23 protein-coding genes and 1 tRNA gene are annotated in these 20,451 nt (G+C 73.9%); 14 read left to right on the top strand and 10 right to left on the bottom strand.

Translation table 11 applies throughout. The features are described 5' to 3' along the window. Positions 1-146: 146 nt before the first annotated feature. The 3 genes from AB2L28_RS15670 to AB2L28_RS15680 are packed head-to-tail and all read left to right on the top strand — an operon-like array spanning position 147 to position 3,248. The gene (locus AB2L28_RS15670; protein ID WP_370719912.1) at positions 147-1,304 is read left to right on the top strand and encodes a 4Fe-4S dicluster domain-containing protein; all 1,158 of its coding nucleotides are present in this window, start codon (positions 147-149) and stop codon (positions 1,302-1,304) included. Beyond that, a complete protein-coding gene (gene nrfD / locus AB2L28_RS15675; RefSeq protein ID WP_370719913.1) occupies positions 1,301-2,431 on the top strand; it encodes an NrfD/PsrC family molybdoenzyme membrane anchor subunit in 1,131 nt (376 codons plus the stop codon). The genes AB2L28_RS15670 and nrfD overlap by 4 nt, the downstream gene beginning before the upstream one ends. Before the next feature lie 19 nt (positions 2,432-2,450). Beyond that, entirely contained in the window at positions 2,451-3,248 is a 798-nt protein-coding gene (locus AB2L28_RS15680) for a formate/nitrite transporter family protein (protein ID WP_370719914.1), read from the top strand. A 4-nt stretch (positions 3,249-3,252) separates the two neighbouring features. Here AB2L28_RS15680 and selD read toward each other — a convergent pair whose 3' ends face one another. Next, positions 3,253-4,245: a selenide, water dikinase SelD gene (selD, locus tag AB2L28_RS15685; RefSeq protein ID WP_370719915.1), complete on the bottom strand. Its 993-nt coding sequence runs from the start codon at positions 4,243-4,245 to the stop codon at positions 3,253-3,255. A gap of 22 nt (positions 4,246-4,267) precedes the next feature. Between selD and AB2L28_RS15690 the strand changes: the two genes are divergently transcribed. The 9 genes from AB2L28_RS15690 to AB2L28_RS15730 all read left to right on the top strand — a co-directional run bounded on the left by AB2L28_RS15690 (position 4,268) and on the right by AB2L28_RS15730 (position 12,947). Then, positions 4,268-4,363: transfer RNA gene (locus AB2L28_RS15690), tRNA-Sec, on the top strand. A gap of 38 nt (positions 4,364-4,401) precedes the next feature. After that, positions 4,402-5,721, top strand: coding sequence for an L-seryl-tRNA(Sec) selenium transferase (gene selA / locus AB2L28_RS15695; RefSeq protein ID WP_370719916.1), 1,320 nt, complete (start codon positions 4,402-4,404; stop codon positions 5,719-5,721). Beyond that, positions 5,718-7,481, top strand: coding sequence for a selenocysteine-specific translation elongation factor (selB, locus tag AB2L28_RS15700; protein ID WP_370719917.1), 1,764 nt, complete (start codon positions 5,718-5,720; stop codon positions 7,479-7,481). Before selA ends, selB begins: the two co-directional genes overlap by 4 nt. 38 nt (positions 7,482-7,519) lie before the next feature. Then, on the top strand, positions 7,520-8,620 hold the full coding sequence (locus AB2L28_RS15705; protein ID WP_370719918.1) for an anhydro-N-acetylmuramic acid kinase: 1,101 nt from the start codon (positions 7,520-7,522) through the stop codon (positions 8,618-8,620). A 196-nt stretch (positions 8,621-8,816) separates the two neighbouring features. Further along, complete coding sequence (locus AB2L28_RS15710; protein ID WP_370719919.1) at positions 8,817-10,418, top strand: putative bifunctional diguanylate cyclase/phosphodiesterase; 1,602 nt, start codon at positions 8,817-8,819, stop codon at positions 10,416-10,418. An 87-nt stretch (positions 10,419-10,505) separates the two neighbouring features. Next, a complete protein-coding gene (locus AB2L28_RS15715; RefSeq protein ID WP_370719920.1) occupies positions 10,506-10,733 on the top strand; it encodes a FitA-like ribbon-helix-helix domain-containing protein in 228 nt (75 codons plus the stop codon). Further along, positions 10,730-11,155 (top strand): type II toxin-antitoxin system VapC family toxin, encoded by a 426-nt coding sequence (locus AB2L28_RS15720; RefSeq protein ID WP_370719921.1) that lies wholly within the window; start codon positions 10,730-10,732, stop codon positions 11,153-11,155. The genes AB2L28_RS15715 and AB2L28_RS15720 overlap by 4 nt, the downstream gene beginning before the upstream one ends. A gap of 9 nt (positions 11,156-11,164) precedes the next feature. Beyond that, the gene (locus tag AB2L28_RS15725) at positions 11,165-11,983 is read left to right on the top strand and encodes a TrmH family RNA methyltransferase (protein WP_370719922.1); all 819 of its coding nucleotides are present in this window, start codon (positions 11,165-11,167) and stop codon (positions 11,981-11,983) included. Then, positions 11,976-12,947: an NAD(P)H-dependent glycerol-3-phosphate dehydrogenase gene (locus AB2L28_RS15730; protein ID WP_370719923.1), complete on the top strand. Its 972-nt coding sequence runs from the start codon at positions 11,976-11,978 to the stop codon at positions 12,945-12,947. The genes AB2L28_RS15725 and AB2L28_RS15730 overlap by 8 nt, the downstream gene beginning before the upstream one ends. Here AB2L28_RS15730 and AB2L28_RS15735 read toward each other — a convergent pair. From AB2L28_RS15735 to flgN, 8 genes are all read right to left on the bottom strand, one after another. Next, positions 12,906-13,295: an SRPBCC family protein gene (locus AB2L28_RS15735; protein ID WP_370719924.1), complete on the bottom strand. Its 390-nt coding sequence runs from the start codon at positions 13,293-13,295 to the stop codon at positions 12,906-12,908. The genes AB2L28_RS15730 and AB2L28_RS15735 overlap by 42 nt on opposite strands. Before the next feature lie 2 nt (positions 13,296-13,297). Beyond that, positions 13,298-13,846, bottom strand: coding sequence for a YbaK/EbsC family protein (locus AB2L28_RS15740; protein WP_370719925.1), 549 nt, complete (start codon positions 13,844-13,846; stop codon positions 13,298-13,300). Continuing rightward, positions 13,843-14,349: a YbhB/YbcL family Raf kinase inhibitor-like protein gene (locus AB2L28_RS15745; protein WP_370719926.1), complete on the bottom strand. Its 507-nt coding sequence runs from the start codon at positions 14,347-14,349 to the stop codon at positions 13,843-13,845. The genes AB2L28_RS15740 and AB2L28_RS15745 overlap by 4 nt, the downstream gene beginning before the upstream one ends. Before the next feature lie 59 nt (positions 14,350-14,408). Beyond that, complete coding sequence (locus AB2L28_RS15750) at positions 14,409-14,813, bottom strand: flagellar assembly protein FliW (RefSeq protein ID WP_370719927.1); 405 nt, start codon at positions 14,811-14,813, stop codon at positions 14,409-14,411. Positions 14,814-14,991: 178 nt separating this feature from the next. Beyond that, positions 14,992-15,393 (bottom strand): flagellar assembly protein FliW, encoded by a 402-nt coding sequence (fliW, locus tag AB2L28_RS15755; protein ID WP_370719928.1) that lies wholly within the window; start codon positions 15,391-15,393, stop codon positions 14,992-14,994. Positions 15,394-15,428: 35 nt separating this feature from the next. Then, positions 15,429-16,328, bottom strand: coding sequence for a flagellar hook-associated protein FlgL (gene flgL / locus AB2L28_RS15760; RefSeq protein WP_370719929.1), 900 nt, complete (start codon positions 16,326-16,328; stop codon positions 15,429-15,431). Positions 16,329-16,355: 27 nt separating this feature from the next. Continuing rightward, positions 16,356-17,765: a flagellar hook-associated protein FlgK gene (gene flgK / locus AB2L28_RS15765; protein ID WP_370719930.1), complete on the bottom strand. Its 1,410-nt coding sequence runs from the start codon at positions 17,763-17,765 to the stop codon at positions 16,356-16,358. A gap of 27 nt (positions 17,766-17,792) precedes the next feature. Next, positions 17,793-18,284 carry a flagellar export chaperone FlgN gene (gene flgN / locus AB2L28_RS15770; protein WP_370719931.1) on the bottom strand — a complete coding sequence of 164 codons (492 nt, stop codon included), beginning with the start codon at positions 18,282-18,284 and terminating at the stop codon, positions 17,793-17,795. 144 nt (positions 18,285-18,428) lie between these two features. On the opposite strand from flgN, the gene AB2L28_RS15775 reads away from it, so the two are divergent. Then, positions 18,429-18,959 (top strand): Uma2 family endonuclease, encoded by a 531-nt coding sequence (locus AB2L28_RS15775; protein ID WP_370719932.1) that lies wholly within the window; start codon positions 18,429-18,431, stop codon positions 18,957-18,959. Position 18,960: 1 nt separating this feature from the next. Here the strand turns inward: AB2L28_RS15775 and AB2L28_RS15780 are convergent, their stop codons facing one another. Continuing rightward, complete coding sequence (locus tag AB2L28_RS15780) at positions 18,961-19,308, bottom strand: hypothetical protein (RefSeq protein ID WP_370719933.1); 348 nt, start codon at positions 19,306-19,308, stop codon at positions 18,961-18,963. Between the two features lie 246 nt (positions 19,309-19,554). Between AB2L28_RS15780 and AB2L28_RS15785 the strand changes: the two genes are divergently transcribed. Next, entirely contained in the window at positions 19,555-20,451 is an 897-nt protein-coding gene (locus AB2L28_RS15785; RefSeq protein WP_370719934.1) for a sigma-70 family RNA polymerase sigma factor, read from the top strand.

Here is a 20,451-nt window from a genome sequence, read left to right on the forward strand (position 1 = left end):
GAGCAGATCCCGAAGGTCCTCGGGGTGCGGCACGACACCCGGTCCCGGCCCGGTGACGCCCAGCAGCACGGCGTGGACCCGGACGTCCTGGACCCCCACCCCGACCTGCGGCGGCCCCCCGCCCCCCACGACACCGGAGACGAGTGATGGCGGCGCTGCCCGACCTGACCGCCAGCCTGTACGGACGGCTGGACGACCCCGCCCGCGACGCCGGCTACGCCGACCCCCCGCCGCGCAAGGGGTTCTTCACCGACACCTCCGTGTGCATCGGCTGCAAGGCGTGCGAGGTGGCCTGCAAGGAGTGGAACGCGGTGCCCGAGGACGGCATCGACCTGCTGGGGATGTCGTACGACAACACCGGCGGTCTGGGGGCCGACTCCTGGCGGGCGGTCGCGTTCGTCGAGCAGTCCCGGCCCGTGGGGAACAAGACCGCCCCGTTCGCGGGTGCGGCCACCGGCGGCACCTCGCAGCACCTGCAGCAGGACGCCCCGGCGGCCGGTTTCGACGCCTTCGCCGAGGCCGCCCGCCTCGGCACCGGGGTCCCCGGGGGGCACCCGGTGGCCGAGCGGGCCCACGAGAACACCGGCGGCGGGTGCGGCGGGGGCTGCGGGGGTGGATCGCCCGCTGCTCCCTCGGCACGGTCCGGGGAGCAGACCGAGGGGCAGACCGGGGGGCAGTTCCTCGGCATGCCCGGGATGCTGGCCCCGGCCCCGCTGCCGGACCGCGAGGGCCGGCAGGACGTGCGCTGGCTGATGATGTCCAACGTCTGCAAGCACTGCACGCACGCCGCCTGCCTCGACGTCTGCCCCACCGGTGCGCTGTTCCGCACCGAGTTCGGCACCGTCGTCGTGCAGCAGGACGTCTGCAACGGCTGCGGGTACTGCGTCTCGGCCTGCCCCTACGGGGTCATCGACAAGCGCGAGGACGACGGCCGGGCCTGGAAGTGCACGCTGTGCTACGACCGGCTCGGGCAGGACGAGACCCCCGCCTGCGCCAAGGCGTGCCCCACGGAGTCCATCCAGTTCGGGGACCTCGACGAGCTGCGCGAACGCGCCGAACGCCGCCGGCAGCAGCTGCACGACGTCGGCGTCACCGAGGCCCGCCTCTACGGGGAGGACCCCGAGGACGGCGTCGGCGGGGACGGGGCGTTCTTCCTGCTCCTGGACGAGCCGGAGGTCTACGGCCTGCCCCCGGACCCGGTCGTCACCACGCGCGACCTGCCCTCGATGTACAAGCACATGGCGGCGGCCGCCGGGTTCATGCTGCTCGGCACCGTCGCCGCGGCGCTGGGACGGCGCTCGTGAGTCCGGAACCGTCCCAGCAGACCCCGCACCAGCCCGGGCAACCGGGGTTCGAGCACGTTCCCGGCACCGACCCGATCGGGGGGCAGGCCGCCCGCATGTGGGACGCGGGCATGGGTTCGCGCACGGGGGGGAACAAGGACGGCAGGAGGCGCCGGCGCGGTGACGTGAACGCCGTCGTCCCGGACGCGGAGTTCCGCTCGTACTACGGCCGCGCCGTCCTCAAACCGCCGGTGTGGACGCACGAGATCGCCTACTACCTGTTCTCGGGAGGGTTGGCGGCCGGTAGCTCCCTGCTCGCGGCCGTCGCCGACGCGCACGGGGACGTCTTCGCGCGCCGGGCCCTGCGCACCACCTCCCTGACGGCGGTCGGGGCGAGCGCGTACTTCCTCATCGCCGACCTCGGCCGGCCCGAGCGCTTCTACAACATGCTCCGCGTCGCCAAGGTGACGTCACCGATGTCGGTCGGCACGTACATCCTGTCCGTGTTCGGCCCGTTGTCCGGGGCGGCCGCGGTCGCCGAACTCGGTGCGCTGCTGCCCGAGCGCGGCGCCCTGGGCCTGCTCCGCCGCGTCGCCGGTCCGGCGGGGTCCCTCGCGGGGGTGGGAGCGGCCGTCACCGGTCCGCTGCTGGCCACCTACACGGCCGTCCTGTTCGCCGACACGGCCGTCCCGAGCTGGCACGAGCCCTACCGGGAACTGCCGTTCGTCTTCGGCGGCAGCGCTCTGGCCGCCGGCTCCGGGGCGGCCCTGCTGCTCGCGCCGGTGTCGCAGACCGGTTCCGCCGCGCGGCTCGCGGCGATCGGTGCCACCGTGGAACTCGCTGCCGCGCACCGGATGGAGACCGCGCACGGGCTCGTCAGCGAACCCTTCCACCTCGGTCGGCCGGGCCGGTTCCTCACAGCCGCCCGCACGCTCACCGTAGCCGGAGCCGCCGGCGGCATCGCCGCCCGGTTCCTGCCCCGGCGCGCGGCCCGGGTGGTCTCGGCCCTGTCGGGGGCGAGCCTGCTCACCGGTTCGTTCCTCACCCGCATGGCCGTGTTCGAGGCGGGAGTCGTCTCGACGAAGGACCCGAAGTACGTCGTCGTCCCGCAACGGGAACGTCTGGAGGCACGCCAGCGCGCCTCCTGAACCACGAGGAGTCAACCGCATGGCGTTCAAGACACCGGAGCAGATCGCCGTCGCCGCGCTCGCGAGCGGTGAGAAGAAGGCGCACCTGCCGATCGCCAAGATGGTCGTCGGGGGTTTCCTGGCCGGCGCCTACATCGCGTTCGCGGGCCTGCTGGCCGTCGACGTGACGGCCGGGTTGAACCCGCAGCTGTGGGGCGGGGTCGTCACCCTGCTGACCGGGGCGGTGTTCAGCCTGGGCCTGGTGCTCGTCATCATCGCGGGTTCGGAACTGCTCACGGGGAACATGGCGCTGGTCCCCATGGCCGTCCTGGGCCGCAAGGTCACGATCGGGCGGCTCGCGCTGAACTGGGGCGTCGTCCTCGTCGCGAACCTGCTGGGGGCCCTGTTCGTCGCCTACGTCCTCGCCGTGCAGACGGGCGTCATCGGCGCGGAGGGAACGGCCTCGTACGCGCGCATCGCCGCCATCGCCACCGGCAAGGCCGTCACCGAGACGGACCTGACGATCTTCCTGCGGGCCATCGGGTGCAACTGGCTCGTCTGCCTGGGCGTCTGGATGGCGATGGCCGCCGAGGACGTCGCGGGGAAGATCCTGGCCATCTTCTTCCCCATCACCGCGTTCGTCGCACTGGGTTTCGACCACGTCGTCGCCAACATGTTCTTCCTGCCCGCCGCCCACTGGGCCGGGGTGCCCGGCATCGGCTGGGGCCACGTCGTGAACAACTGGGTGTTCGCCGGTCTGGGCAACGTCGTGGGCGGCGGGTTCTTCGTCGGGGTCCTCTACTGGTTCCTCCACCTGCGCGGCCGGTCGGCCGACTGAGACCTCAGCGGACCACCAGCGTCGTGTCCCCGCGCCGGGGGACGAGTTCCCCGACGACGGGGTAGCCCGGGACCTCACCGGCGACGAGCAGCCCGCCGGAGGTCTGCGCGTCGGCGAGCAGGACGAGTTCGTCCTCACCGGCGGACCCGGCGTCCAGGTGGGGTCGCACCCAGTCGAGGTTCCGGCGGCTGCCGCCGGGCACGAACCCGTCGGCCAGCGACCGGCGCGCCCCCTCGACGTAGGGCACCGCAGCCGCGTCGACGACGGCCGTGACGCCGCTGGCGCGGGCCACCTCGTGCAGGTGGCCCAGCAGGCCGAACCCCGTGACGTCCGTCGCGCAGCGGACCCCGGCGGCCAGCGCCGCGGCGGCGGCGTCCCGGTTGAGCGTCGTCATGACGGCGATCGCCTCCTGGAACACCTCGCCGGTCGCCTTGTGCCGGTTGTTGAGGACACCGAGACCCAGGGGTTTGGTCAACGTCAGCGGCGACCCCGCCCGCGCCGCGTCCCCGCGCAGCAACCGGTCCGGGTCGCCGATCCCGGTGACCGCCATCCCGTACTTGGGTTCGGGGTCGTCGATGCTGTGCCCGCCGCCCAGGTGGCAGCCCGCCGCCGCGGCCGCGTCGGCGCCCCCGCGCAGCACCTCCCGGGCCAGCTCGGCGGGCAGGACGTCGCGGGGCCAGCCCAGCAGGTTCACCGCCACCAGCGGCGTCCCGCCCATGGCGTAGACGTCCGACAGCGCGTTCGTCGCCGCGATCCGGCCGAAGGTGTACGCGTCGTCGACGACGGGGGTGAAGAAGTCCGCGGTGACGATGACGGCACGTCCACCCTCGATGCGCACCACGGCCGCGTCGTCGCCCACGCCGATCAGGAGGTCCGCGGAGGGGGGCGGGGCCAGACCGGCCACCATCTCCTCGAGCTCCCCGGGCGGGATCTTGCACGCGCACCCTCCGCCGTGGGCGTACTGCGTCAGTCTCTGCGGCGAGCTCATGGGCCCCACCGTAGGGTGGTCCCGCGTGCGTGGAGGCGTACGGGTGCCTGGTGGCCCCCGCGGTCTTCAACACCGACGTGACCGAGCACCTCGGTCAGGTGGGTTCGATTCCCATCCGCCTCCGCCACGCACGCCCCTCGCGCACCCGTCGCGTAGGTTGCGCGTGTGCACCCCGCGGAGCCGCAGGACCCCCGACGCAGCGTGCCGCGCACGGACGCGGTGCTGACCGACCCGCGGGTGGCGGCCGCCGTCGCCGAGCGCGGGCGCGACGTCGTCAAGGACGCCGTCCGCCGGGCTCAGGCCCGGGTGCGCGCCGGGGAACTGGCCGCCGGGGACCTCGTCGAGGCGGTGCTGACCGCCCTGCCGCCCGCGGGCACCACGCTGCGGCGGGTCCTCAACGCCACCGGCGCGGTCCTGCACACCAACCTCGGCCGGGCGCAGCTGTCGGTCGCCGCCGTGGAGGCCGTCGTCACCGCCGCGGGGGCCACGGACGTCGAGATGGACCTGGTGACCGGTCGCCGGGCCCGCCGCGGGCGAGGGACGGTGGCGGCGCTGCGGGCGGCCGTCCCGGCCGCGGGTGACGTGCACGTCGTCAACAACGGCGCCGCGGCCCTCGTCCTCGTCGCCACCGCCCTGGCGGCCGGGAAGGAGATCGTCGTCAGCCGCGGTGAGCTCGTCGAGATCGGCGACGGGTTCCGGTTGCCGGACCTGCTGGAGTCCACCGGCGCGCGGCTGCGGGAGGTCGGCACCACCAACCGCACCTCGCTCGCGGACTACCGCGCGGCCCTGTCGGAGCGGACCGGGTTCGTCCTCAAGGTCCACCCCTCGAACTTCGTCGTCACCGGTTTCACCGCCGGGGTGCAGGCCGGGGAGCTGGCCGGGGAGTTGGCGGGGCTGGGCGTGCCCGTCGTGGTCGACATCGGCTCGGGGCTGCTCGCCCCGGACCCGGCGCTGCCGGCCGAACCGGACGCCGCGACGGTCCTGGCGGCCGGCGCCGACCTCGTGACCGCGTCGGGCGACAAGCTGCTCGGCGGACCCCAGGCGGGGCTGCTGCTGGGGCAGGCCGGGCTCGTGGAGCGGTTGCGGCGCCACCCGCTGGCCCGCGCGCTGCGGGTGGACAAGCTCACCCTCGCCGCCCTCGAGGCGACCCTGCGCGCGGCGCCCAACCCCACCCGCGACGCCGTCCACGCCGACCCGGCGGTGTTGCGCGAGCGGTGCACCGCGGTGGCGGAGGCGTTGCGGGGCAGCGGGATCGACGTCGGTGTGGAACCGTCCGCAGCGGTCGTCGGCGGTGGCGGTGCGCCCGGGGTGGAACTGGACTCCTGGGTGGTCTCGCTGCCTCCCGACCTCGCCGTCCCGCTGCGGACCGGGGACCCCTCGGTCGCCGGGCGCGTCGAGGGCGGCCGCTTGCTGCTGGACCTGCGGACCGTGCCCGCCGACGCCGACGGCCTCCTCGTCGCGGCGGTGCGCGGAGCGGGCCGGTGAGCCGGGTCGACGTCCGCACGAGCGTCGTGGCGACGGCGGGGCACGTCGACCACGGCAAGTCCTCGCTCGTGCGTGCCCTCACCGGCCGCGACCCCGACCGGTACGAGGAGGAGAAGCGCCGGGGGCTGACGATCGACCTGGGCTACGCGTGGACCGACGTGCCGGGTGCGGGGACCGTCGCGTTCGTCGACGTGCCCGGGCACGAGCGGTTCGTCCCGACGATGCTGGCCGGGGTCGGACCGGTCCCCGTGGTGGTGTTCGTCGTCGCCGCCGACGGCGGCTGGATGCCGCAGTCCGCCGAGCACCTCGCGGCCCTGGACGCCCTCGACGTCCGGCACGGGCTGCTCGTCGTGACGCGCGCCGACCTCGCCGACCCGGCGCCGACCCGGCGGGCGGCGCTGGCGGAACTGCGCCGCACCAGCCTCGGCGACGTCCCCGCGGTGGCGTGCAGCGTCCTCACGGGTGAGGGGCTGGACGCCGTGCGGACCGCGCTGGCGTCGGTGCTGTCCACCGTGCCCGCCCCGGACCCGACGGCGCCCGTGCGCTTCTGGGTCGACCGCAGCTTCTCGGTGACGGGCGCCGGGACCGTCGTCACGGGGACCCTGGCGGCCGGGACGCTCGCGGTGGGCGACGAGCTGGTGGTGGGTGGGCGCACCGTGCACGTGCGGGGGGTGCAGTCGCTGGAACGTCCCGTCGAGCGGGTCGCGGGCGTCGCCCGGGTGGCCGTGAACCTGCGTGGGGTGGACCGGCGGGACGTGCGCCGCGGAGACGCCCTGCTGACCCCCGGCACGCACGTGCGCACCGACGTGGTGGACGTCCGCGGCGACGTCGGAGCGGGCGCCGGCGAGCTGCCGGCCGAGCTCGTCGTGCACCTCGGCTCGGCCGCGGTGCCCGCTCGCGTGCGGCCGCTGGGGGGTGCGCTGGCCCGTCTGCAGCTGCGCACGGAGCTGCCCCTGGTGGTGGGGGACCGGCTGCTGCTGCGCGACCCCGCCCGGCACGAGGTCCTCGGCTCGGCCGCCGTGCTCGACGTCACCCCGCCCGCGCTGCGCCGCCGGGGGGCCGCCGCGGCCCGCGCCGCCGACCTCGCCGACGTCACCGGTCCCGACCTCGCCTCCGAGCTGCGGCGGCGTCACCTCGTGCCCGGGGCGGCGCTGCGGGCCATGGGCGTCCCGGTCTCGGGGACACCGGTCGTGGGGGACTGGTACGCGGACCCCGCGTGGTGGGCGGCGCAGCGCGCCCGGGTGCCCGAGGTGGTGCGGGCCCACCGCGCCGCGAACCCCCTGCACCCCGGTCCGACGCTGGAGCACGTGCGGCGCACGCTGCGGCTGCCGGACCTCGACGTCGTCACCGCGCTCGTGACCGACCCGCTGCAGGTGCGGGACGGGCGCGTCGTGGAGCGCATCGACGACCTGCCGCCGGCCGTCGAGCGCGCCGTGGCCGCGGTGCTCGCCGACCTGGCCGCCAGCCCCTTCGCCGCCCCGGACGTCGAGCGGTTGCGGGACCTGCACCTGGGCCGGTCCGAGCTCGCGGCGGCGGTGCGGGCGGGCCGGCTGGAACGCGTCGCCGACGGGCTGGTGCTGGCCCCGGGGTACCGGGAACGCGCCGTCGCGGCGCTGCGGGCCGTGCCGCAACCCTTCTCCCTCAGCGAGGCGCGCAAGGCGCTCGGCACGTCCCGGCGCGTCGCGGTGCCGCTGCTGGAGGCGCTCGACGCCGCGGGCGCCACCGTGCGGGACCCCGACGACCGGCGGCGGCTGCGGTGAGGGTCCTGCGGTGAGGGTCCTGCGGTGAGGGTTCCCCGGTGAAGGTGCTGGGGATGGTGTCGGGGACGTCGCACGACGGCGTCGACGTCGCCGTCGTCGAGTTCACCGAGACCCCCGGCGAGGACGGCGACGTGGTCCGGGCCCGGCTGGGGGAGCACCGCTCGGTGCCGTACTCGCCCGCGCTGCGGGCCGACCTCGTCGCGGCCCTGCCCCCGGGACGGCCCGGGTTCGCGCAGGTCTGCGCGCTCGACGTCCGGATCGGGCAGGAGTTCGCGGCCGCGGCGGCCGCGGTGGGGGAGCGGTTCGACCTCGTCTGCTCCCACGGCCAGACGGTGTTCCACCGGGTCGACGACGGTGCCGTGCGGGGGACCCTCCAGCTCGGGCAACCCGCGTGGACCGCCGAGGCGACGGGCGTTCCCGTGGTGAGCGACCTGCGGACCGCCGACGTCGTCGCCGGCGGCCAGGGGGCGCCGCTCGTGCCGCTGCTGGACCGGCTGCTGCTCGCCCCGTTCCTCGCCCGGGGGCTCACGTCGGCGGCGCTGAACCTCGGCGGCATCGACCGGGACGGGAGGCTCGCTGCTGCCGGTGCCGTCGAGGGTGGACTGCTCACCGCGCTGCTGGCCGAGGAGTTCTCCTCGCGCTCGCCGCCGGAGACGACGGGCGAGGAACTGTTCCACCCCGGGTACGTCACCCCGTTCCCGCGCGGGCGGACGGTCCCCCGGCCCGACCTCCTGGCCACCCTCACCGAGCTCACGGTCCGGACCGTGGCCGACGCCCTCACCGGCGTCGACGTCGTCGTCGCGTCCGGGGGCGGGGTCCGCAACCCCGTGCTGCTCGCGGGGCTGCGGCGGGAACCGGGGCAGGTGCTCCTGGCGGACGACCTCGGCTGCCCGGCCGGGGAACGTCCCGAGCTGCACGGGGGCCCGCGGGGAGCGTGTGCTGGACCGGCTGACCCCGGGACGAGGGGGTGTTCCCACCGTCCCGGGGCCGAGTTCGCGGCCCTGGGCGACGCGGCTGGAGATCAGCCGAGCGGGACGACCCCCGTCGCCACCACCCGGCTCAGCGGCACCTCGCCGCGTTCGGCAGGCAGGGTCGGCTCGCGCTGCGGCTGCGCCCCGAGCAGCGGTGCGCGCCGCTGACGTGAGGCTCGACGTGCGGGTCGGTCTGCGCCGATCGGGTGACGTGGGGGCCGATCGGGGTGGGTCGTCGTGACGCGGCCGACCGGGTGAAGTAGACAGAACGTGTGCGGTCGATGACGATGAGCAGTCAACGAGCTGCTCGGGTGACACCAGCGCCCGGAGCGGGGCACGAGGTCCGGCGAGGAGGGGTCCGGGGATGAGCCGCTGGCCGTGGTCGGCGCGGCACTCGGCGGGCGACGACGTCCGCACCCGGGTCGTGCCCTGGGCGATCGTCTCGCCCCTCGTCGTCGTCGGGGTCGTGGCCCTCGTCGAGGTCGTGGCCACCGGGGAGCCGTCGCTGCGGGTCCTGCTGTCCGCGCTCGCGGGCGGTCTCGTCGCCGCCCTGCTGCTGCTCGTGCTGGCCCTGCAGTCGGCCGTGCGCCTGGACGCGGAGGGCCGGCACCGCCAGGAGGCCCTCGACGCGGCGCTGCGCCAGGCGCTGCACGACCCGCTGACCGACCTCGGCAACCGGCAGCTGTTCACCGACCGCCTCCAGCACGCGCTCGCGCGCCGCAGCTCCAGCGCCTGCGCCGTCCTCTACCTCGACCTCGACGGGTTCAAGGGCGTCAACGACACCCACGGGCACGCCGTCGGCGACGTCGTCCTGGTGGAGGTGGCGCACCGGCTGCGCGCCGCGGTCCGGCCGGAGGACACCGTCGCCCGGTTCGGCGGGGACGAGTTCGCCGTCCTGTGCGAGGACCTCGCCGACGAGCTGAACGCCTCCCGCATCGCCGAGCGCGTCGTGAACTCCATCGCCGACCGGCCCATCGAGTTCGGCGGCGGCCGGCGCCTGGTCATCACCCCGAGCGTCGGCATCGCGCTGGCCCGCGACGAGGCCGACGCCTCCAAGCTGCTGCGCCGCGCCGACGCCGCCCTGTACCGGGCGAAGGAGGGCGGCAAGGCCCGCTCGGAACTGTTCGACGAGCGGATGCAGGCGCAGGCCGTCGACTCGCTGCAGACCGAGGACGACCTGGCCGTGGCCGTCGCCCAGGGGCAGCTGCGGCTGCACTACCAGCCGATCATCGACCTGCGCGACGGGCACGTGACCGGGGTGGAGGCGTTGCTGCGCTGGGAGCACCCGCGTCGCGGGCTCCTGCAGCCGGCCGACTTCGTGCCGCTGGCCGAGCGCAGCGGGTTGATCGTGGAGATCGGCAAGTGGGTCATCGACGAGGCGTGGCGGACGCTGGAGCACTGGTACGCCACCATCGAGGACTGCCACCTGACGATCGCGGTCAACGTCTCGCGCCGGCAACTGGCCAACGCCGAACTCCTGGACGCCGTCGCCTCCTCCCAGCCGACGGGCCCGGCCGGCAGCGCACTGCTCGTGGAGGTCAGCGAGGAACTCCTCGTCGCGGACGCGAACGCCGGTTTCTCCACCCTGCACGCCCTGCGGATGATGGGGGTGCGCGTGGCCGTCGACGACTTCGGCGCCGGGGTCTCCTCCCTGGCGCACCTGCAGACCATGCCGATCGACCACGTCAAGGTGGACCGGCACTTCGTCGCCGGGCTCGGCCGGCACCGCCAGGACGAGGCGGTCGTGGCCGGGATCATCGGCATGGCCAAGAACATGGGCGTCGGGGTCGTGGCCGAGGGGGTCGAGTCCTCCGACCAGCTGGAGGCGCTCAAGCGGCTCGGCTGCGACTCGGCGCAGGGGTTCCTGCTGGGCCGGCCCAGCGCCGACGTGCGGGACGTCGTCGACCTGCCCGCGCTGGAGTCCCGCACCCTGCCCGAGCCGCCGCGCTCGGTCGTCGTGCGCTGAGCGGGCGGTGCCGCGACGGGCGGGTGCCGACAGGCGTCCCGACTGATATCATCAAAGCGATATCATTAGTCGGAGGGTGTGGTCGACGTGGAGCAGATCGTGGTGCGCAACCTCCCGACCGGGACGAAGGGCGCGCTCAAGGCGCAGGCCCAGCGACACGGTCGGTCCCTCGAAGCCGAGGTGCGTGAGATCCTGGCCCGCAGCATCGCCCACGAACCGGCTACCCTCGTGGACTTGCTCGGCGTCGACGAGGGGGTCGACGTGGAGTTCGAGCCCGAGCGGCTACGGCTCCTGCCACGGACCCCCGAGCTGTGAAGTACCTGCTGGACACCAACGTGGTGTCGGCTTTGCGGGTCCGTGGACGCAACCCAGCCGTCGAGGACTGGTCCCGGTCGGTCACCGTGGGCGACCAGTACGTCGCCGCCACCACCATCGCTGAGATCGAGCGGGGGGTCGTGGGGAAGGAACGGTCCGACCCGGCACAGGGTGAGGTCCTGCGCCGCTGGTTCGAGCGGAACGTCCTGCCCGCTTTCGTCGACCGCGTCCTGCCGTTCGACCTGTCTGCCGCCCGGCTCCTGGCCGGGTACCGCGTCCCCGAGCACGCGCCCCTGGACGATGCGCTGATCGCCGCTGTCGCCCAGGCCCGCGGCATGACGGTGGTGACCCGGAACGTGAAGCACTTCGCACCCCTGGACGTCGCCTGCCTAGACCCCTGGGCGCAGGACCGGCTCGGGTAGCGTGCCCCGGTGCCGCGGATCGACCTCGACGACCTCACCGACCCCCGGTACACGGGTTTCCTGCGCGACTTCACCGCGCTGCGCGACGTGCAGCTGCGCACCCGCCGGGAACCGGCCGAGGGGTTGTTCCTCGCCGAGAGCGTCGAGGTGATCCGCCGGGCGCTGGAGAACGGGTACGTCCCGCGGTCCTTCCTCCTGTCCCCGCACCGGTACGCCGAACTCGCCGGTGACCTGCCCGGCGACGTCCCCGCGTTCGTCGCGCCACCGGAACTGGTGGAGGCCCTCACCGGGGTCGACCTGCACCGCGGTGCGCTGGGGTCCTTCGCCCGGCCCGCACCGCGGTCGGTCCCCGACCTGCTCACCGCGCTGGCGCCGGGACCGGCGCGGCTCGTGGTGCTGGAGGACATCGCCGACGCCACCAACGTCGGCGCCATCGTGCGGTCGGTCGCGGCGTTCGGCGTCGACGGGTTCGTCGTCAGCCCGCGGTGCGCGGACCCGCTGTACCGGCGCAGCGTGCGGGTGTCGATGGGGACGGTGCTGCACCTGCCGTGGGCGCGGGCCACGTCGTGGCCGGGTGACCTGGACCTGCTGCGGGACGCGGGGTTCACCGTCGCCGCGCTCGCGCTGTCGGACGACTCCGTGGCCCTGGGGGAGTTCGCGGCCCCCGAACGCCTCGCGTTCCTGCTCGGCGCCGAGGGCGACGGGTTGAGCCGCCGCGCGATCACCGCCGCCGACGTCGTGGTGCGGATCCCGATGGACCCGCGGGTCGACAGCCTCAACGTCGCGGCCGCCAGCGCGGTCGCCCTGTGGGAGACGCGGCGTGCCTGACACGGGCCGCCGCGTCGCGGTCCTGGGCGCCGGGGCGTGGGGGACGACGGTGGCCGCCGTCCTCGCGCAGAACGCCGACGTCGGGTTGTGGTGCCGCCGTCCGGAGCTGGCCGAGGAGATCACGCTGACCCGGGAGAACTCCCGGTACCTGCCCGGGGTGGGGTTGCCGCCGCGCATCGCGGCGAACCCCGACGTCGAGGTCGTCCTGGCCGGGGCGTCGCTCGTGGTGCTCGCGGTCCCGTTGCAGCAGTTGCGGTCCCGGCTCACCGGGTGGCGTCCGGTAGTGCCCGGGGTCCCGGTCGTGAACCTCGCCAAGGGGGTGGAGACGGCGACCGGGCGGTTCGGGACCGAGGTCGTCCAGGACGTCCTGCCGGACGCGGAGGTGCTGGCCCTGTCCGGGCCGAACCTCGCCGCGGAGATCGCCCGGGGCCAGCCCGCGGCCACGGTCGTGGCGGGCCCGGACGACCACGTGGCCCGGGAGGTGGCGTCGGCGTTCGCGACGGCGCAGTTCCACGCCCACGCCGTCACCGACGTCGTCGGCGTCGACGTGGCCGGGGCGTTCAAGAACGTGGTGGCCCTGGCCGTCGGGATGGTGGAGGGCGCCGGGCTGGGGGCCAACGCGCGGGCCGCCGTGCTCACCCTGGGTCTGAGCGAGATGGCCGCCCTGGGTGGGCGGCTGGGGGCGCGGCCGGGGACGTTCCTCGGCCTGGCCGGTGCGGGCGACCTCGTCGCCACGAGCACGTCGCGGTTGTCGCGCAACCACCGGGTCGGGGTGGCGCTGGGGGAGGGGCTGGCGCTGGCGGACGCGGTCGGGCGGGCCGGCGGTACCGCCGAGGGCGTCGCGACCGCGCCGGCCCTCCTGCGCCGCGACCCGGACCTGCCGTTCGTCCGCGACGTCGTCGCCGTGCTGGCGGGGGAGCGTTCACCCGTCGCCGCGGTGTCCCGGCTGCTGTCGGCGACGTGAGACGGGGACGGACACCAGCTGGCGCAGGGCGAGCCACGCCACGGGGAGGTACGGGGCCGGTCCGTCGAACGTCGTGACGCACCCGCCGGGGACGGCGCGGACCGCGTGGGCGAGGTCGATCCCCAGCACCCGCCACGTCCACGTCATGGCGTCCTCGTCGACGGCGGTGATGCGGAACGGCAGGCGTACCGGACCGCCGCGGACGCGGCCGGTGACGCCGACGGCGATGCGTTCCGCACCCGTCTCGACGGACGTCACGTGCGGGGCCCAGGCCGGCCAGCGGGCGATCCGGGCGTAGTCCGCCCACACGTCCGCCGCCGACCGCGGGCCCCGCACCGTCAGGCGCACGGTCAGGACGCCGGGGCGGTGTCCAGGCAGATGTCCACCACCTCCGCGCCGGGGCGCCCGGCGAGGTCGCTGCCCCGCACGACGAGCTTGGAACGGCGCACCCCGGACCCGATGAGCAGCCAGTCCGTCTGCGCCACCCGACGGTCGACGAGGAGACGCCAACCCGCCGGGAGACCGACGGGGGTGATCCCGCCGTGCTCCATGCCGGACTCCTCGACGGCGCGGTCCATCGCCAGGAACGACGCCTTGCGGACCTCCAGGAGCCGCTTGACGGCCCCGTTGACGTCCGCGCGGGTGCTGGCGAGGACGACGCACGCGGCGACCCGCTCCTGGCCCTCCCGCTTGCCCGCCACGACGACGCAGTTCGCCGACCCGTCCAGCGGGACGCCGGCCGCCTCGACGAGCGCGGCCGTGTCGGCGAGGTCGGGGTCGATGTCCGCCACCCAGGCACCCTCGGGCAGCGCCGACCGGACCGCCTCGGGAAGGAGCTCGGGGTGCTCGGCGGCGGGGTGCAGGGTGAGGGAGCCCGCCGCGTGCTGCGGTCCGCTCACCGCGCGTAGACGGGGCTCAGCGTCGCGCGCGCCAGCACGTGGCCGAGGGTGGAGAACGCCGCGACGGTGGGCGAAGCGCCGTCGGGTAGGCCCAGGGACTCCACGTCGAGGGCGTGCACGGCGAAGACGTAGCGGTGCTCGCGGTCCCCGGGCGGCGGGGCGGCACCGGTGAAGTCCGCCGTGCCCATGTCGTTGCGCAGGACCGTCGCGCCCTCGGGGACGGCGGCGCCCTGCTCCAGGCTCGTCACGCCTACCGGGACGTCGACGATCGTCCAGTGCCAGAACCCGGCCGGGGTCGGGGCATCGGGGTCGAAGCAGTTCACGAGGAAGCTCCTCGTGCCCTCGGGGAACCCGTCCCAGCTCAGCTGCGGGGACACGTTGCCGCTCGCGTGCTTCTCGTCCATCTGGTGACCCGACGTGACGTCGGCCGAGTGCAGGGAGAAGCCCGGCACCGCGGGCAGGAGCGAGTAGGGGTCCGGGGCGATGGGGCGTTCGAGGTCCATGCCCCGACGCTAACCGGTGCGCGCCGGACCGGCCCCTCGGCCGGCCCGGCTGCGCGGCGTCAGACCTCGCGGACGAGCGGGGCGTCCAACGGCTGGTCCTTGCCGTAGAGGACGGCCTGGGTCGCACGGTGGGCCCTGGGGTTCAGGACGATGGGGGCGAGCAGGTTCATCGTCGCCTTCTCGGCACCGCCCAGCATGTTGACCACGGCCAGGACGGCCCCGTCCTTCTCGTCCGCGATCTCGAGGGAGCGGGCGGTGTCCCCGTCGATCACGGGTTCGTAGTCGGGGTAGAACGGCATCGGGTCCGCCACCACCAGCTGGAGGCCGGGGTCCGACATCGACCGCATCGTGAAGAACAGGCCGTCCTCGTCGAGGGGCTCGAGCTCGAAGCTGCGGTGGTCCTCGAAGCCCACGAGGGGTGAGATGAACTCGATCTTGGAGGTGGTTTCGGAAGCGATGCTCACAACGACGATCCCTTCGTCTGCAAGACCCCGGGGGACTCCTCCCGGGGTGTGTCGCCGGCTGCTCGGCCACTACCGACAGTAGCGAAGAATCAGCGATCCGTCGCGCCACTCGTGTCTCCCCCGGGAACGCGCGGACGCCCCGCCGAGAGCTCGGCGGGGCGTCCGGTGCAGTGCTGGATCAGCGGGCCAGGAGCGGTGCCCGCAGAGGATGGTCGGTACCCACGAGGACGGCCTGCGCGGCCCGCAGGTTCCGGTGGTTGACGACGATCGGCGCCAGCAGGTTGACGGTCGCCGTCGCGGGGTCGTCCCCGATGTTCACGACGTTCAGGACGGCCGCCTCGCTCGCCTCGCGCAGGTCCAGCGCGGCTGCCGTCTCGTCGTCGATCTCCGGCGCGTAGCCCGGGAAGAACCGCCCGGGCGTCACCACCACGAGCCGCGTCCGAGCCCCGCCCGCCTCGCGCAACGACCACAGGTTCCCCTCCTCGTCCAACGGCAGGAGGTGGAACGCCGTGTGGTGCGGAAGGCCCATGATGGGCGAGACGAACTCGATGACGGGGGCGGACACGGGCGCGTCGGTCATGAGGGTCACTCTAGGAACTCCGGAGGTGGACGGGGTCAGCGGAGGAAGTCGAGCAGGGAGACCTGGACGGTCTTCGCGGTCGCCTGCAGGGCGGCCTGGTAGGCGATGTTCTGCTGGTTGAACTCCAGGTACGCCTTCATCGGGTCCACGCCCTGGACGTCGTCCAGCTGCGACTGCAGGTACTGCAGCTGCGTCGTGTTGACGTCGTCGGCGTGGTCGAGCTGGTTGGTCTTCGCGCCGATGACGGCACGAGCGTTCGTGGCCAGGTTGATGCGGCTGTCGATCGTGCTCAGCGACACGGTGCTGCTGCTGACGTTGCCGGCCGCGATGTCGTCGGCGAGGGTGTCCAGCTCTTGGAAGACCGTCGTGGTCCCGGGTGCCTGGGCACCGTAGACGTCGTTGCCGGAGACGTTCACGGTCATCGTCACGCCGGGGGAGACGGTGCGCGTGACCGAACCGCCGTCGTCGGCCGAGGCGTAGGGCGTCGTCGTGCCGAACGCCGTGGTCGTCGCCGAGGTGCCGGCGAAGACGGCCCGGCCCTGGTACTGGGTGTTCGCGTCACCCAGGACCGTGTTCTTGATCTCCCGGATCTGCCGCGCGATCGCCGCCCGGCCGTTCGCGTCCAGCGCGCTGTTGCCGGCCTGGACCGTGAGGTCGCGCACCTTCTGCAGCGCCGACGTGGTGCTGTCCAGCGCCGGTTCCTGCGTCGTCATCCAGCCACGGGCCTCGTTCAGGCTCCGGGCGTTCTCGGTGTTGACGGCGATCTGGTCGTTCAGGCGCAGAGCGGCGGCTGCGCGGACGGAGTCGTCCGAACCCTTCGACAGGGAGGTGCCGCTCGTGATCTGCTCCTGGAACTTCGCCGCCCGGGCCTGCGTGTTCTGCAGGTTGGTCAGGGCGTTCGCGGCGATGCTGCGCTGGGTGATGCGGCCGAGCATGGGTCTCTCCTCGGGTCAGGTCGAGCGTCAGCGGCCGACGAGGCCGGTGCGGTTGATGAGGGTGTCGAGCGCCTCGTCGATGCTCGTCAGGACGCGAGCGGCGGCGGAGTACGCGTGCTGGTAGGCCACCAGGTTCGTCATCTCCTCGTCGAGGTTGACACCCGAGACGCCGTCGCGCACCGCACCGGACTTCAGCGACACCTGGGCGGCGAGGTCGGCGCGGTTGGACGCGGACTGCGTCGAGGCGGCGAGGTTCGTCACGTTGGTGCGCCAGGCGCTCTTGACGTCGCCGAACGCGTTCTTGACGGCCGTCGCGTAGACGCGGTCGGCCGAGCCCGTGCCCGTCCCCGTGCCCGTGCTGTCCCGGAACGTCGCCGTCGTCACGGACACCTGCAGCTGCGAGGCCTTCACGGGGTCACCGCTGGTCCAGCCCGCGGCGACGCTGCTGAAGAAGGTGCCGTCGTAGGCGGTGTTGACCGTCGAGGCGAGCTTGGTGGCGAAGTCGTCCAGGCCCTTCTGCTGGTCGACGAGGGTCTTGTTCGCGCCGTCCAGCGTGGCCTTCAGCGAGCCGGTGACCGGTCCGGCGTCCTGGCCGCCGATGGTGACGACGAGCTGGTTGCCGATCCTCTCGGCCCCGGCACCGACCGGGGTGCGGTCCGTGGTGCTCGCGACCGTGCTGACCCGCAGCCCGTGGGAGAGGTCACCGCTGACCAGGGACGCGTTGCCGACGAGGACGTCGACCGTCCCGTCCTGGCGGTCGACCACCCGTGCGCCGGTGAGGTCGGCGAGCTGGTTGAGGTACTGGTCGCGCTGGTCGAGGAGCTCGTTGGCCGAGGCACCGTTGACAAGGGTCTCGCGGATCGAGGTGTTCAGCGTGGCGACGTTCGCCGCGATGGTGTTCGCCTGGCTCGCCAGCGTCTGCGCCTGCAGGCCGAGCTGGGCGTACTGGGCCTCGAGCTGGCCGTCCATCCCGGCGAGCTCGGCCGCCACACCCTGGCTGCGCGTGATCACCAGGGCCTGCGCACCCGCCAGACCGTCGTTGCCGCTCTTGGCGGCCAGGTCGCTCCAGGACGAGGACAGGTCCGCCAGGCTCTTGCTCAGGCCCGTGGCGCCGGTGTCCCCGATCGCCGACTCGATGCCCGACCAGACGGTGCTGGCGGCGGCCTGCTCCCGGGCGGCCGCGGAGTCCTGGCGGGCGGTGGCGGTCGCCAGCGCGTCGGAGACGCGCGACAGTCCCGTGACCACCACACCGTCACCGGGGACGAACTTCTGGCTGAACTGCCCCGTCTGGTTCAGGACGCTCGCCGACTGCTCGACGCGCTGGCGCGAGTAGCCCTCGGTGCCGACGTTGGCGATGTTCTGGCCCGTGACCTCCATGCCGCGCTGGGCGGCGGACAGGGCGCGGGAGGCGGTGTTGATGCCGGAGAAGGTGCTCATCGTCTCGGGGTCCTTTCAGCGGGCCGGTCAGAGTGCTTCGTCGACGAAGTGGGCGCGCGAGCCACCGGTCGACGCGGCCGTGTTCTTGCCCTGGGCGGTGTAGGTGTCGAGGGGCTTGTCCAGCCCGAGGAGGGTCTCGCGCAGGGCGCGGGAGCCGGCGTGCAGGAGGTCGCGGTTGGCGTCGGCCAGGTCCTGGATCTCGGCGGTGAGGGTGAGGAAGGAGTCGCGGTGGCCGCGGAAGATCTCCCCCCACGGGTCCGGCGCCGCCTCGGCGATCGCGTTCAGGCTCGGGCCGGGCCCGAGGCCGAGCTCGGTGGCCACGGCGTCGACCTCGGTCGCGCGCAGGAGCTCGGTCGTCCGGATCTGCTCCATGACGAACTCGACCTCGCGGGTCGCGTGCGCCAGCCAGCGCGTGCGGCCGCTGGCCAGCACGAGCTGCTCCTCCTCCAGCTTGAACAGGAGCAGCTCGAGCAGCTCCCGCTCCTTCCAGAGGATGCCGGAGACCTCGGCGAGTCCCATGCGTGTCCTTCCCCGTTGCCTGTCGTGGGTGGTGCTCGAGGCGTCCATCGGCGGGCGCTACCACGAGCTGAGGCCGGACGAGGGTGGATCGGGGCGGCCGGCTGGCTAAGATCGGCCCAGGACGACGGGGGAGGAGGCGGTCTCGTGACGGTGTCGATCGGCACGTCGCTGCCCTTGCACCTGGAGGACCTGCCGCAGGACGAGGGTGGTCCCCGCATCGAGCTCGTGGACGGAGGTCTGCTCGTGACTCCGCTGGCCGGACCCGGCCACCAGTACGTCGTGGGTGAGCTGCACAACGCCCTTCGAGCTGTCGCTCCCGCGGGGTGGACCGTCCTCCCGGGGGCCAACGTCGTCCGCCGTGGTGCTCAGGACCGGCTGCTCATCCCCGACGTGCTCGTCGTCGAGACCGCGGTGCTGTCCGAGGACAGCCCCTACGTCGACCCGTCGGACGTCCTCCTGGCGGTCGAGGTCGAGTCCCCCTCGACGAAGTCCACCGACCGCCTGCTCAAGCGGGAGCTCTACGGTCAGTGGCGCATCCCGAGCTACTGGATCGTCGACACGCAGGCGTGCACCGTGACCCGGCTGCGGCTCGGTGAAGAGCGACGCTACGAGGTCGGTGACCCCGACGGGAGCTGGTTGTCGAGCGTCGACGTCGGCGGGGTCTGGGCGCGCTGACTCAGGCGCCCGTCTTCTTGATGAACTGCGCGTGCTTGGTCGGCTTGCGCAGGGCGTAGGGGCGGCCGTCCTCGCGGGCCCGGCGCATCTCCTGGTTCAGGACGCGCGCCTCCTCCTCCATGGCCCGTTCCACCGCCCGCTGGTCCAGGCCGCGCGAGCGCTCGGTGGCGATGTGGTCGTTGCGGCCGATCTCGTGCTCGACGTCGAGGAAGTTCTTCGCGCACAGCGCGTAGAGGGCGCTGACGCGCTCGCCGTTCTTCACCGCGTAGTTGTCCAGGAAGGTCGGCGTCAACCAGCCCTTCTTGGCAGCGAACTCCAGGTCCTGCACGACCTGCCACAACGGTTTCACGAACGACCTCCAGCCTCACCGGTCCCACGCGCCTCAGGGTGCGGGCGGTGGTGTTCCACGACAACTCTCGGCGCGCGGCGGTCGTCCGCTGAACCGCGCTGCGCCGATCGGGTCGCACCTCACCCCGCCTGGTGAGCCCGGCACGCTCCGTACCCGCGGCTCCCCCCGTTCGGAGCAGCGCAGCCGGGAGAGGACTCACCCGTCCGGCGCTCAAGTCGCGAGGGGGCGCGTGCCGAGAAGGGGTGTGTGACCGCAGACGTTGCCACCGCCACCCGGGAGCTCCCCATGGTCGAGCTCAGCGCAGCCGAGCGCAGTGCGCTCGTCGAGCAGCACCTGCCGCTCGTCGGCTACATCACCTCCGAGTTCATCGGCCGCCTGCCCTCGCACGTGAGCCGGGACGATCTCACCTCGGCCGGTCTCATGGCGCTGTTCCAGGCCTCGCGCGCCTACGACCCGAACACCGGCGTCCCCTTCAACCGGTACGCCAACACCCGCATCCGCGGCGCCATCCTCGACGACCTGCGCGGCGCGGACTGGGCCTCGCGCGGCGTCCGCAGCCGCCAGCGCAGGCTGTCGCAGACCGAGGACCAGCTGACCACCCAGCTGGGCCGCACCCCGACCTCCACCGAGCTCGCCGCCGCCCTCGGCGTCTCGGAGAAGGAGCTCGCCGAGACGCGCGACGAGGCGCAGCGCTCGATGGTGCTGTCGATGCAGGGCTTCACCGCCGAGGGTGCCTCCCTCGACGACCACCTGCCCACCCACACCCCGGGCCCGGAGCAGGAGCTGCTGCACCGCGAACGCCTGGGCTACCTGCGCTCGGCCGTCAGCGTCCTGCCCGAGCGGCTGCGGCACGTCGTGGAGGGCTACTTCCTGCACGAGCGCCCCATGGCCGAGCTGGCCGAGGAGCTGGGGGTCTCCGAGTCCCGGATCTCGCAGATGCGCGCCGAGGCGCTCGTGCTGCTGCGCGACGGCATGAACACCCACCTCTCGCCCGAGATGGTCCTCAAGGCCGCCGGCTCCGGCGCGGCCGTGAAGCGCAAGGAGGCGTACTACGCCGCCGTCGGGACGCAGAGCGACTTCCGCAGCCGGCTGGCGCTCAGCAGCTTCGCGCAGTTCTCGGTGCCGGTGGCGCGCACGGCCTGA

Source organism: Kineococcus mangrovi (genome assembly GCF_041320705.1).
Lineage (GTDB): Bacteria > Actinomycetota > Actinomycetes > Actinomycetales > Kineococcaceae > Kineococcus > Kineococcus mangrovi.